Annotated in this window: 13 protein-coding genes; 6 read left to right on the top strand and 7 right to left on the bottom strand. The window is 62.8% G+C overall.

Features of this window, described 5'->3' with window-relative positions; translation table 11 throughout:
• The first annotated feature begins 510 nt into the window (after positions 1–510).
• Together ACFWU5_RS28865 and ACFWU5_RS28860 are read left to right on the top strand one after the other, a co-directional pair.
• Positions 511–924: an ankyrin repeat domain-containing protein gene (locus ACFWU5_RS28865; protein WP_379270028.1), complete on the top strand. Its 414-nt coding sequence runs from the start codon at positions 511–513 to the stop codon at positions 922–924.
• Between the two features lie 348 nt (positions 925–1,272).
• Positions 1,273–2,520: a hypothetical protein gene (locus ACFWU5_RS28860; RefSeq protein WP_379270026.1), complete on the top strand. Its 1,248-nt coding sequence runs from the start codon at positions 1,273–1,275 to the stop codon at positions 2,518–2,520.
• Here the strand turns inward: ACFWU5_RS28860 and ACFWU5_RS28855 are convergent.
• Positions 2,517–3,332: an alpha/beta hydrolase gene (locus ACFWU5_RS28855; RefSeq protein ID WP_379270024.1), complete on the bottom strand. Its 816-nt coding sequence runs from the start codon at positions 3,330–3,332 to the stop codon at positions 2,517–2,519. The genes ACFWU5_RS28860 and ACFWU5_RS28855 overlap by 4 nt on opposite strands.
• Before the next feature lie 188 nt (positions 3,333–3,520).
• Here ACFWU5_RS28855 and ACFWU5_RS28850 point away from each other — a divergent pair, with 188 nt between their 5' ends.
• A complete protein-coding gene (locus ACFWU5_RS28850; protein ID WP_379270022.1) occupies positions 3,521–3,760 on the top strand; it encodes a hypothetical protein in 240 nt (79 codons plus the stop codon).
• Between the two features lie 110 nt (positions 3,761–3,870).
• Here ACFWU5_RS28850 and ACFWU5_RS28845 read toward each other — a convergent pair whose 3' ends face one another.
• Positions 3,871–4,737, bottom strand: coding sequence for a hypothetical protein (locus ACFWU5_RS28845; protein ID WP_379270020.1), 867 nt, complete (start codon positions 4,735–4,737; stop codon positions 3,871–3,873).
• A 444-nt stretch (positions 4,738–5,181) separates the two neighbouring features.
• Between ACFWU5_RS28845 and ACFWU5_RS28840 the strand changes: the two genes are divergently transcribed.
• Positions 5,182–6,141: a hypothetical protein gene (locus tag ACFWU5_RS28840; RefSeq protein WP_379247771.1), complete on the top strand. Its 960-nt coding sequence runs from the start codon at positions 5,182–5,184 to the stop codon at positions 6,139–6,141.
• 280 nt (positions 6,142–6,421) lie between these two features.
• Entirely contained in the window at positions 6,422–7,066 is a 645-nt protein-coding gene (locus ACFWU5_RS28835) for a LysE family translocator (protein WP_379247773.1), read from the top strand.
• Positions 7,067–7,210: 144 nt separating this feature from the next.
• On the opposite strand, the gene istB is transcribed toward ACFWU5_RS28835, so the two are convergent.
• A complete protein-coding gene (istB, locus tag ACFWU5_RS28830; protein WP_379247775.1) occupies positions 7,211–8,077 on the bottom strand; it encodes an IS21-like element helper ATPase IstB in 867 nt (288 codons plus the stop codon).
• Positions 8,077–9,654, bottom strand: coding sequence for an IS21 family transposase (istA, locus tag ACFWU5_RS28825; protein ID WP_379247783.1), 1,578 nt, complete (start codon positions 9,652–9,654; stop codon positions 8,077–8,079). Before istA ends, istB begins: the two co-directional genes overlap by 1 nt.
• 223 nt (positions 9,655–9,877) lie before the next feature.
• Between istA and ACFWU5_RS28820 the strand changes: the two genes are divergently transcribed.
• A complete protein-coding gene (locus tag ACFWU5_RS28820) occupies positions 9,878–10,306 on the top strand; it encodes a hypothetical protein (RefSeq protein WP_379247777.1) in 429 nt (142 codons plus the stop codon).
• A 125-nt stretch (positions 10,307–10,431) separates the two neighbouring features.
• On the opposite strand, the gene ACFWU5_RS28815 is transcribed toward ACFWU5_RS28820, so the two are convergent.
• From ACFWU5_RS28815 to ACFWU5_RS28805, 3 genes are all read right to left on the bottom strand, one after another.
• Positions 10,432–10,527, bottom strand: a complete 96-nt coding sequence (locus tag ACFWU5_RS28815; protein ID WP_379247785.1) for a DUF6924 domain-containing protein — start codon at positions 10,525–10,527, stop codon at positions 10,432–10,434.
• Positions 10,494–10,766, bottom strand: a complete 273-nt coding sequence (locus ACFWU5_RS28810) for a DUF6924 domain-containing protein (protein ID WP_379247779.1) — start codon at positions 10,764–10,766, stop codon at positions 10,494–10,496. Before ACFWU5_RS28810 ends, ACFWU5_RS28815 begins: the two co-directional genes overlap by 34 nt.
• 72 nt (positions 10,767–10,838) lie before the next feature.
• Complete coding sequence (locus tag ACFWU5_RS28805; RefSeq protein WP_379247781.1) at positions 10,839–12,236, bottom strand: hypothetical protein; 1,398 nt, start codon at positions 12,234–12,236, stop codon at positions 10,839–10,841.
• Between the last annotated feature and the right edge of the window lie 316 nt (positions 12,237–12,552).

The raw sequence follows: 12,552 nt of genomic DNA, 5'->3' as shown, positions 1-12,552 counted from the left end.
TGGGGAACTTAGATGTCCATCACCGGGGAGCTTTCATGTCCGCGATTGGGGATGCTTCGAGACCGCGATTGGGGACTATTCCATGTCCGCTGACACGAGCGCTTCTGAATCGTTCGGGCTACGAGTACCGGCGCGCGTGCCAGGAATCGAGGCACCCTCGGCCCGCAGGCGTGACCCGAACTCGTCTCCCCAGTAACAGGGCTCGACCGTAAGCGATGGCCTGATCCGGGCCAGCCCCTCGCGCAACGCCGCGAACGAATCATCGAAGGATGCGCGCCGCACACCCGTTCCGTGTACGAAGACGGCTGTCGGCATCTCGAATCCCCTCGATCGGTCACGCTGGCCCTCATCATCGCCGATCCTCGCCGCTGGCGATATCTGAATCACTAGCTGAGCTGATCTTCGATGTAGCCAGGCCCTAACCATTGCGCGCATGTTGAGGGGCTGTGAAGCTCACATCAGCCATGAAGTGCCACTCCCTGTTTGGAGTTTCAGAAGGGACAGAAGTAGGTGACAGACCGGGATGAATGGGGACGCAAGCCAATCCACTACGCCGCCCGAGACGGCGATGTCGCGGCGATCGCCAGACTGCGGGGCAGCGAGGACGTGAACGCGACTGACGCCGAAGACTGGACACCTCTGCACTTCGCCGCACAAGGCGGGCACGCGAGAGCGGTGGAAGCGCTCCTCGACGCGGGCGGCGACGTGCACGCATTGACAGACAGGGGATTCCCGGCGATCTACTGGGCAGCGGTCGCCGCGGGAGGCGATCCGGTCTCGACGATACGAGTACTTCGCGCACATGGGGCGGACCCCACGCGGGCGACGATGCACACGTACTTCGGTCCGAAGAGTCCGCTCCATTTCATCCGCCAGACATCGAACAACGCGGAGATCCAGGCCGAGTTTCGGGACCTGCCGTGACGGGCGAGTCAGACATCGATGCCACGTTAGCCGAAGTCAGAGCGAGAACGATTTCGGTGGACGCGTCTCTCCGTACGGTTGTTGGAATCGGCGCTGCGCGTCGGGTGTCGAGGACTTCGCTTGCGCCGCGCGGTGCTGGGGCCGCGACTATTGAATTCGGGGGGCACCGATTGCGGGTTCCCGTTGCCATCGTGCCTGTTCGGCGACATCGGCCTGAACCGCGTAATGGTCGGGTACCGTTGATGTTTCACGTGCATTGACCAGGTCAGATGCTCGAAAACCCAGGAAGCGGCGATGATACGAGGGCGGGGCTGGACAGGCTTTGAGGCGGCGGCGCTTCAGGAAGCGATGCGAAAGTCGATCCGCGAGTTCGCCGCATTACTCGGCGTCGAGACAACCACGGTCAGCAACTGGCGCTCGGGGTTGAGCAGGGTGAAGCCCCGCACCGAGAAGCAGGCGATCCTGGACACGGTCTTCCTGCTCCACGCGACCCCCGACGATCGGGTGCGGTTCAATGAGATCGTGGCCGAAGGCGAGGATGCGTGGAGGACCCGCCATCTGCCGCCCAAGCGAGTCACGCCATCGCCCAAAGCCGTTGATGCTCTGGCGCTGGCAAGGTGGTTGGCCAGCGACGGTACCGGCGTCGCGCCGATCAGCCGCAGCGACGACCTGGAACGAGTGAGCTCGGCGCTCGACTGCGCTTACCGCTACTTCGATGGCTCCATTCTCGAGTTCTTCCGTTCCCAGCTCGAGCGGTGCAAAGCCGATGATGGTTCGCTCGGACCGGCCGAAGCTTTGCCGCTGACGCTCGCTGTGATCGGTGCAATTCGACGGCACAGCAACGATGTTGCGACCGAACTGCGTCCGCAGTTGCTGGCGATTGGATCCGACGGCGCGGAATTCGCGGGCTGGCTGTACCGCGATCTCGATGATCCCGTGACGGCGACGTTCCTGTACGACCGTTCCATGGAGTGGGCGCAAGAGGCGGGCAGCCTGCCCATGCAGGGCTACGTGCTGCTCAAAAGGTCGGAGATGGCGTACGACTCACGCGACGCGGGGACGTTGCTCGGACTGGCTCGAGCCGCCAAGGACGGACCGTGGCAGCTCCCCCATCGAGTGCAAGCGCAAGCGGCGCAGCAAGAAGCGCTGGGACTGGCCATGACTGGTGAAACGGTCGCAGCGGTCGAGGAGTGCATCGGGCGGGCAGAACAGCTCCTCGCACAGGCCGACGATACCGATGACCGTGGACTGGTCAGCAACTTCGACGAGAACACGCTTCGCGTTCGCGCGGCGGTCTGCTACACCGAGGCGGGCAAGCCGCAGCGCGCGACCGAACTGTTCGGACAGGTTCTGACGGCTGGCGGACTGTCCCGGCGCGATGCTGGCTTCTTCGGCGCACGACAGGCCAAAGCGCTCGCACTCAGCGGTGAACCCGACGAAGCCGCTGCCGTAGCGACCAAGTCGGTCGAGGTAGGGCTCGATACCCAGTCGGAGCGAACGATCAAGGTCGTGGTCGACGTCCTGCGGACGCTGTCCCCTTGGGACCACCGGCCAGGCGTGCGACAACTCCGCGATGCAGTGAAAGTGTCGAGCTAACCTCTCAACCAGCGCGCGACCATGCGAATCACGTCACCCTGGTACGACTGACTCTTCGGGTTCAGGTATCGCGGATCATCGTGGACCGCGAATCCGTGCTGAGCTCCCTCGATCTCGATCAGCTCAACGGGCGCGGTGAACTGGTCGACCGCGGCGCGAGACCCTCCGATCGGAACCAATGTGTCGGCGTCGCCGTGCACGATGAGCGTGTCCGCTTCGATCTCGCCGAGCACTTCGTTCGGCTTCAGCCAGAAGACTTCGTTGAGCAGTGGCCGACCATGCCGCAGCGTGGGGGTGAACTGGACCGCTCCAGTTGCGTTGAGCTCGTCGGCCTTTTCGTCGTTGATCGCGTCGTTCGTCCAGTAGTCGCGGGAGTCGATGGTGCGCTTCTTGTAGTCCACCTGCGGATTCAGCAGGACCAGCCGACTGAGATCCGCGGGCCGTTTCGCGGCGTAGTACGCGCAGATGCCGCCACCGAAACTGGCACCGAGCAGTGCCAGGTCATCGGCACCCGTGGCCTCTTTGACTGCGGCGAGGGTGGCGCGGATGTCGTTGAGGATCGTGGACAAGGTCAGCTCTTCCTGACGACCTTCGCTGTCGCCGTGCCCACGAAGATCGAAACGCAGCGAGGCAATGCCAGCGCTGGCAAGACCAGCCGCGAGCCGCGTGAAGAACCCGCCTTCCTCTCGGGTGACGCCGCCACCGTGCACCATCACGACAGCGAGCCCCGACGGCCGGTACGCGGTCACGAGCGTGGCGGAAAGGTACAGGCCATCGAGAGTGCGAACGCGGATGTCGGTGCTCGTAGTCACGCCTTCACTCAACCAGACTGAGCAGGTTCTCGTAGATCGCTCAGCGCCGTCGTCCGTGGAAAGCGGGCCGGTTTAGCCGCGGGGCAAACGCCGTCGGCGAAGCAGTCGCCAGCCAGGTAGAACTACTCAGCTCGACCGCGTGGTGATCCCCGCCTGGCAACGCCCAGCCGTCGCTATCGTCTGTGAACATGGCCTACTACGCACCGGCACCGGCGTCGCCGACACCACGAAAGTTCTCGACCAGTAACGGCTTTCGCGTGGTCTTCTGGGTTTTGGCTGCCGTCACGATGGCCGGACTTTTCGCGGCGATGTGGTGCGCGAGTCTGCCAGGCGGCCTCCTGGTCCTCTCGCTCCCCGAGGTCACGATCGACACCGTCCGCGACTTCCTCGCACAACGGCACGTACCCGCCAAAGTGGTCGAATCCTGAAACATCCCGACCAACCCGGAACCACGCCAGTACGCCACCCGTGCTGCTGGGCGGCCACGAAACCCTTCCCCTGCACCACACGAGCGGCGAGCCTACGCCGCATCGGTGGTCTATTGCTTGACTCGCCACTCCTGCTTCCCGGCTCTCAAGCGGTCTGCCTCGGCGAGTTGGGGCCAGTAACGTTCCGGTGATCCGATGACAGCGCCTTGGCTGCGGAGAGCCAATCCACGCAATGCCGTTCTTCGCTGGTCGGCATCGCCAGCTACGAGGATCGCGTGCGCGAGAAACGCCAGCGCATCGTCTGCGGGAACCTCGGTCAGTGGGACATTCGGCAGCTGTTCGGCAGCGGCGCGGAAGCTCGGACGACGATCATCGATCTCGACAGCGGGCACCCGGTAGTTCTTGATCAACTCGTACAGCAAGCGTAGCGGGCCGAAAAGCCACGTTGCGATCAGCCGTCCAGCGCCCCAACACCACATCTCGAATGACAGCCTCGGTTGCCAGGAGTACTTCTCCGCCCCCGCTAGCCGTTGACGCACATAGTCGAGGGCGATCGCGATTGCGCACGCGCCGAGCGTCGCAGCCACGAACCAACGTAGCGCGACGACGCCGGAATGCATGCTCATCGCCGAGAACAGGACGATCGTCACGAGGTTATTCAGGGCCAGCCGTCCCCGCGCCGCCAGACCGGACAGCAACGCCGCGCACAGGATCAGGACCGGGAACAGCGCTGGACGCGTCGCCAGCCAGACATCGGCCGTCCGCGCCCACTGGTCTCCGACACCGAGACTGGCGAGGACCTCCCCACACCAGCGGACAGGCGTCAGCTCGAGTCGGCCGGTTGCGATTACCGTCCACAACCACACCGACGCAAGCATGGGAAACACCCACTCGACCACGTCGGCGATGTTTACACCGATCGCGTCCTGGAATGCTTGGAGGTTGGTCCGGGTGGCCTTGTCCGGATTATGAGCCATGGATTGCTCCCTTCAATCGAACATCAGACTGCAGTCTCGGCCAGGCAGCAAACGGCTCGCCGAGCCAAGGAACCGACGGGCAGACTACCTATTAACGCTTCTGATCACGTTCGCGCGCATGAGCTTCACGTTCTCCCAGAGCAGCCCGTCCAACATTGCAGCCTTGTCCCTAGTCGCCTGCGGCCTGCTCCGTTCTCACAACGCGTACTCACCCGCGCAGAGCGGGTCTGGGCCCCCGGGTACTCGCCAACACGGCGGCCCACTCGCAAGCTCCTCTGAACCGACACTCCCACTCCCGTCCTTCTGCCCATCGTCGGGACCGGCGAGGCTTTCGAATCGTGCCAGCATTTCGAGGCCGAGGCAGCTGCGGCCGTCGATCCGGTGGCTGTGGACCGTCGCGTATTACTGCGCCCATGTCAGCCTCATCAGAGACAATCTCGATCGATGGATGATCAAGGACTTGAGAAGCTGCGGAGCCTGCTGCACGCACCCTTCGCACACGAGACTCACAATGAGCTGAGCGCTCGATTCGAACGACTGGGGCTGACCCGGTACGACGTAGAAGGCACCAAACGAGAACGGGTTACTGCCGTCATGGAAGCCATTCCAGCAAGCGAGCTTCCGCGGATCGCAGAACAGATGATGGCCGAGTCGATGGTGACGCACAGCGACGGCATCACCATCCAGGACACGCTCTGGGCCGGATCCGGTCCGGCGATCGTCGAACGCACGCGCCGCGAACTCGCGGATGCGCTCGATATCGAGGAAGTAGTCGGCCTCGACGCGCAGCGTTTCTTCGACATGCTCGGCCGGTGGTGGGACCTCGACCGATTCGACGGCCTCTTCATCGACGGACAAACCTTGCGCGAAAAGGTGATTCGCCATGTCTTCCGCAACCCGGGTGACTGGTCGGTGACAGACTTGTTCACCCAACTCAAAGCATTCGAGGCCCCGAATCCACGATTCGCGGGGTTTCTGGAAGACCTAGTCTCCCCAACGGTTGTGCTCGACGAACCCAAGCAACGCAGGCTGGTGGACACGATCAACAATCACCTACGCAGAGACCACCTCGCACTGCGCGAGGACGGCACTCACGCCGGCTACCCAGTCTTCCGCATATCAACAACGGGCGTCGCGGCGATGCCACCGAAAACACTGGTCTTCAGCGGCAAATTCAAGCCCGACATCCGACTCAGCAGCGTGCCCGACAACCGCCTCGAGATCATCGACAACGGCGCGGATGCCCTGATCTACGACCGCCCAATCGGTTCGGACGGCTTGCGCTGGCGTGATCTACACCGCTGGTGGTGCGACCGACACCCAACCATGAACAGCGACACTGCAAAGAGCCAGCTCTACCAGCGACTCGGCCAATACTTGCCTGGCCGTAAGTGCGAATTCTGAGACCACTTATCGGTGAATTCTGACGTCAATGCGGGCCGATCCAGGGCAGTTCTATCCGCGAATTTCGGCGTCACCTCGGTCGGTGTGTCCGATCGTCGGGCGTGTCAGAAGAGTGCGCAGTGGAGGTTGTCGAACCGGGATTCCGAGGCTGCTGAGCAGGTTGACGAATCGGTCGAGGTCTTGGCATGGTTCGGTGCCCGGTGTCACTCAATCTGAGCTGCCGTCGGCGGGCCTGTGGTGTCATGGATGTGAGGGTTCGACGCAAATCTGGGGAGGTTGTATGTCGAGTGCGGCGCTGCTGGGCTGGGCACTGGTGGCTTTAGTAGGTGTGGTGACTCCGGGAATCGACACCCTGCTGGTGCTTCGGCATACCGCGCTCGGCGGTCGACGAGAAGGATTCATCGTCTTGATCGGCATCAGTCTCGGATGCCTCGTGTGGGCGATTGCAAGTCTCGCGGGTCTGACTGCGTTGCTGGCAGCCTCGACGTTGGCCTACAACGCAGTCCGTGTCGCCGGCGCTGCCTACCTGATGTGGCTCGGCTACTCCGCGCTACGGAAGACGCTGTTCCACAGCAGATCACGTGGCGTCGCGGAATCGGATACGTCTACGGCACCGACCTCGTCTGGCGGATTCGCCGCACTGCGAGCCGGGGCGCTGACCAATCTCCTCAACCCAAAGGTCGGCGTCTTCTACATCAGCCTGCTGCCGCAGTTCCTCCCGGTCGGACCGAATTCCCTGCGGTGGGGAATGCTTCTGGTCGCCATCCACCTCGCGGTGACATTCATCTGGTATCCGACACTGATCTGGTCGGCGGCCAAGGCGCGAACCTGGCTGCAGAGACCGCACGTACGGCGCTGGCTCGACCGCGTCACCGCGACGATCCTGATCGGGCTCGGCATCAAACTCGCTGCCGAAGTTCGATAGTTCAATCAAGTAGCGAACATCCGGAGCTTGAATTCAGTGTCACCGGACACCGGCCGGGCCCGCAGCGACCGCCGCCGAGACGGCCCGAGCCCGGTCGTGTGTTCGGGCGCCCGACGGTGTTGGAATTCACCGATAGACTGCTGGTCAGGACACGATTTCCAGTGTCTGTGACGTGTCGGCGGACTCCGGTGGCTGCGGTGCGGGAATGTGTGTTGTAGTGGTGCTGGCGGCGTGATTGAGGGCGGTGCGGGTGAGTCGGTAACTGTCGGTGCCGGTTTCGATGATCTGCCCACCGAAGGTGAGGCGGTCGACGATCGCGGCGCAGAGTCGTGGCTCGGAAAACGTCTTCGACCAGCCCGAAAAGGCCTCGTTGGAGGCGATCGCGACAGAGTTCTTTTCCTCGCGTTCGGTCAAAACCTGGAACAACAGTTCCGCGCCGCGGCGGTCGAGCTCCATGTAGCCGAGTTCATCGATGCAGAGAAGATCGACCCGGCCATAGCGGGCGATCGTCTTGGACAGCTGCTTCTCGTCGGCGGCTTCGACCAGTTCGTTCACCAGTTTCGTTGCCAACGTGTATTTCACGCGGTAGCCCCGCATCGCGGCCTCGGTGCCCAACGCGATCAGCAAGTGGCTCTTGCCGGTGCCGGAGTCACCGATCAGGCAGAGCGGTGTGCCCTTCTTGACCCAGTCGCAGTTGGCGAGGGTGTTGACCACGGCCGGATCGATATTGGGGTTGGCGTCGAAGTCGAACGCCCGCAACGACTTGTCGCGAGGGAAGCCCGCGGCGCGGATGCGGCGTTCGGAGCGGCGGCGGGCCCGATCGTCGCACTCGACGAGCAGCAGCTCGGCCAGGAATGCCCGGTAGGACATCTGGTCGCGAGTGGCGGTTTCGACGATGTCGTTGAACTGGGAGCGGATGCTGGGCAGTCGCAGCATCCGGCATGCCTGGTCAACGGCGGCGTCGGCTGCTTGGTCGGTCAGGCCGTGGCGGTGCGGGAGTGAGCTGGTCATCAGGAATTCCCTTCTGCGGTTCTCGGTTTGGTGATGCGGAGCAGTTGGTCGTAGATGGCGACCGACGGCAGAGGCCGGGTGTCCGGGGGCAGTTGAGCGAGGCGGCGCACTGTCAGCGACGCCACTGCGTCCGGCTCCGGGTCGATCTGGTCGAGGTCGACCACGTCGAGCAGTCTGGGTGCCGCTTCGGCTGCTTTGCGGGCCTCGAGAGCGACTGCGTCGGCGGTCAGCGCTCCGGCCCGCAACGCGGCGTCCAGGCCCGCGACGACCTGGTCGCGGGGCATGTTGCGGTGTAGCAGAAGCACTTCGATCATCGCGCGCGTGCCGTTGCGCTCGCCGTGGGCTTTGCGGACCGCGGCCCACCAGGCATCGTGGCTTTTGGTGAATTTCCCGCTCTGGCGGGCTTGTTCGAGGGCGGTCGCGCCGGCCATCGCGCCGGGCTTGCGGACCAGCGCTTCGAGGTAGTGGTCGAGCTCGACACGGGTCAGCGCCTTGCCGATCAGCCGTTCGTGGCGGGCGATCTCGGTGCGGCCGTCATAGACGACCAGCCACGAAGCGTGCAGCAAGATCCTGACCGGCCGACCGATGAACCGGATCGGGACACTGTATTTGTTGGTCCGCGCCGCAACCATCGAATACCGATCCACCCGTGTGACCAGCCATGACCCGGTCTCGAACTCCTCATCGGGCAGCCGTTTCAGCGTCGGTGCCTCGAGGTCGAAGTGTTCACCGATCGTGCGCGCCCGCGCGCCGATCCGCCGACCCAGATCCTGGCTATCCCACTGATCGACACGCGCATTGAGCTCCTCCAGCGACTGGACCTGCGGAACGGGGACGAAGTGGTTGCGCCGGTAGAACCCGATCTGGCCTTCGACGCCGCCCTTCTCGTGCGCTCCCTCGACACCTGGAATGCAGTAGAACGGGTCGTCAATGCCATAGTGGCTGCGGAACACGGTCCACCGTTCCGATTCGGTTCTGGCCCTGCTCAACCCGAGAACCTTCGCGACCGCGGCCTTCAGATTGTCGTCGCGAATCTTGCCGTGAGGGACACCACCCAACGCCGTGAACGCATGCACGTGCCCTTCCAGGAACGCTTCCTGTCCACCCGAGGCGAACACCCGCTGCACCGACCGGCCCGAAAACGACATCCGCAGCGAGAACAGGTAGAGCACGACCTGCTCGCCCCGCAGCAACACGGTCACCTCGCCGAAATCGACCTCAGCTTCCTCGCCCGGATGGTGGCTCTGCGGGATGAACACCTGCGGTGGTTCGCGGCCCGCGGCGATCCTGATCTGTGGTTTCCGCGTCGACACGTAGTCGCGGACCCGCTGATACGACACGTCTTCCATGCCGTGCTCGTCGATCAGCCGCGCGTAGATCCGTTTGATCGTGTGCCGCTGCTTGCGGGGCGCGTCCAGATCCGCTCGCAGCATCTCGTCGATGACTGGTTTGAACGGGTCCAGCTTCGATGCCCGCTCCGGATAGTCCTTGCGTTTCTCCGGGAACGCCGAGGTCAGTGCCGCGTTGACCGTGACGTAGCCGACGTTGTACTTGCGCTGCAGTTCCCGGCCCGACATGCCCGCTCGCGAGTCCCGGCGGATCGCCGCGTACAGCTGCGCCTTGGATTGGTTCGCCACCACGGGTCCACTCCTATGGGCCGTCGCTGACTGATAGCAGGATGATCTTGCCATCGCAACCCGTCAGGTGTTGCCAAAATTCGTGGATACCAACCCCTTCCGACCGCGGGCTGGTGTCGAGATTCACCGATCAACGACCTCGTGATTCACGTATAGAACCAACTTGCCCGAGTCCTCACCACCACAGCGCCTGCTGTACCGCCTTTACCACGAGATTCACGGGCAGCGTGTATGGGACCTCCCAGCGCTGCTACCCGAAGTGTGGCTGCACTGGGACCACCAGACCGTGCGCCAACGCGGCACGCAAGCGCTGCTCAACCAACGAATGGACTTCCTACTCCTGCACCCTGGCGGGCACCGTGTCGTTCTCGAAGTCGACGGCAAATCCCACTACACCGACCAAGATGGCAACGCCTCACCGCAGGTCTATGCACGCAACACTCGAATCGACAGGAACCTCCGGATGCGCGGCTATGAGGTCTTCCGCTTCGGTGGTGCCGAGCTGACCAGCCCTGAAACCGCGAAACCGCTACTCACCGAGTTCTTCACGGCGCTATTTGACAGGTTTGCAGACCCCCGCAGGCAAGTATGAACTGGAACATCGCGCTGCCAGCGCTACAACCGCCCGAGCCAATGGACTACTGCCGAAAAGCCGAGATCTGGACATAGCCCACCGTTCAGGAAGGCCAGGTTCGGCGGCAGCTCGGCACGCCGCGATCACCGCAGTGAGCCCACGCTGTCGGCGAAATCCTCGAATTCCATGTTGGCGAGGAAGAGATTCACCTCGACTCCGGCCATCGCTGTCGGTGTGATCGGAAGGTCGGGTCAACCGTCGCCTCGGACGTCCTCGTCGCCGGTATCGACGGCCAGCAGCGGATGCTGGGGGCGGACAACGTGGCGCTATCGGCGATGAATAATACGCCTGTCCGCCCGACCAGATCAGCCAGCTCAGCGGGTGTCAGACCGTCGAAAGTCACGTCATCGACCGACGCCAGCCCTGCCTCTGCGTCTTCGTCGTAAAACGCGATGACCGCCGCAACGACCTGGGCCACGCTGCGTCGTCGGTGAGTCGATGCGGACTAGAAGCGAACCGAATCGCCCTCAGGCAGAGTCCGTGACATAGCTCAATTGTGCAGCACGGCGGCCGAACTCAAGGGCGACGCAGCATTCGATCCTGGTTCCTTATCAAAACCAGTACCATGCGGCACGATTGCCACTCGAATTTCTTCTACTGGCCTGAAACGCTGCGGTGCGGACGGTTGCTCAATTTCGAGAAGATCGTACAAGATACTTTGCAGCGTCCGAGCGTGGTCTGCAATCCGTTGCAGCGATCCAACCTCAGTCGTAGGTATTTCCTTGGCCTGCCGCGCGGTGATCGCTTTCTCGAACTGAGATCTAATATCGCCGTCCAGATCCAATTTGTAGGCCGGTGAGGTGTTGTCGACCACAGGAACCCAGCGGTCATCGCTTTCATTAACGATCAAGGTCGGCAGTCCCATCGCCATTCCATAAGAAGTGACGGAGCTGCGATCGCCGACAACGACATCGGCAGCGAGCAAGACCGCACGCTCGTCGGCACTCGGCGGAATCAGCAACACACCGCGGTCAACTGCATCGCTCATCCATGCGATGACCTGCCGATGTCCATGGGCTACCCATACGTTCGGGTGAAGCACTAACGCAACTCGAAATTCGCGAGCAGGGAAGGCGTCAAGCAACGTAGTCGGTAAATCAGGACGTTGTCCAAGAAACGACGTCCGACCCCAACTTGAGGACACCACCACAAGCTTCTCGCCCTGATTTACGCCGATGCTCCGCCTGTAGTTTCCGCGGAGGTACCGGCTGACTATCATCTGGTCGAAATAGGGGTCGCCCACCACGGCGATCTTGCCGTCGGACGCTGGCACGGCCGCTCGGACACGCAGTAGTTCAGCTTCATCGGTTACTCCGATCCAACCGTTGAATCTCTCCAAGTCTGGTGGCGCGGCGACATCCGAGGCAAACGCAAAGAACGGCCCGGCGAGTTCGCGGCAAAAGCGCATATTCATGCTCAGCACCACGTCAAAGCGGCGAGTGACCGCTTCATGCCAAGGAACTTCAACGATGCCTAAGTCAGCTAGGAGATCCGATAGCCCCTGCGTCAACGCTGATGTCGGATTGATGGTGAACGCTGTCTGAACCCTGAAGTCGGTCTCGAACAGGGCCACAACACTCAGGAGTCGCCGCAACGAGGCAACACTGGTCACCACGCCGAGCACGGTGCGAGTGATCGGAAATGTCAGCCACGCGCTCCCGTCCCGAAGCGATTGCGTCGGTCGTGGTTGACTACGACCGCCCAGGGCATCCTGCAGATCTGATCGCCTTCTGAGCCAGTGGCTCTCGTCACCCCCCCACGCCCGCACCAGCGTTGCCACAACCTTCTCGCTCGGAATCCGGTCACCCCTAAGCGCGGCGTACAAGGTAGATCGGGGCAGCCCTTCCTCAGCACTGATCTGGTCGACAGAGGGCGCGTTGGCACCCATATCCGCCCGCAGAGTACGCAGATCCCGAGCAAGTGCAGCAAGAGGCCCGAGCGCCGGGTCTATAGGAACAGCACGACGAGTCATACCCACCTCCCTTGTCTAAGATGTCCAGTATAGTTCCGCCCATTATCCGAGTGTCACCATCAGCTGTAGGGACTGTAGCCATGGACAAGCATGCGAACCATCGGATCCTTCTCGTCATCATCGCGGTACTGCTGGGGCTAGTGCCGCGTCCGGAAAGGTTGATGCGGTAACCGCTCGGGGTGGCGGGTTGATCCGTGGCCGGTGACCGGTGATGCTGCCCAACGGAGGTGGT

This window comes from Nocardia sp. NPDC058640, from assembly GCF_042716995.1.
Taxonomy (GTDB): domain Bacteria; phylum Actinomycetota; class Actinomycetes; order Mycobacteriales; family Mycobacteriaceae; genus Nocardia.
This window is presented reverse-complemented; position numbering and strand designations above follow the sequence as displayed.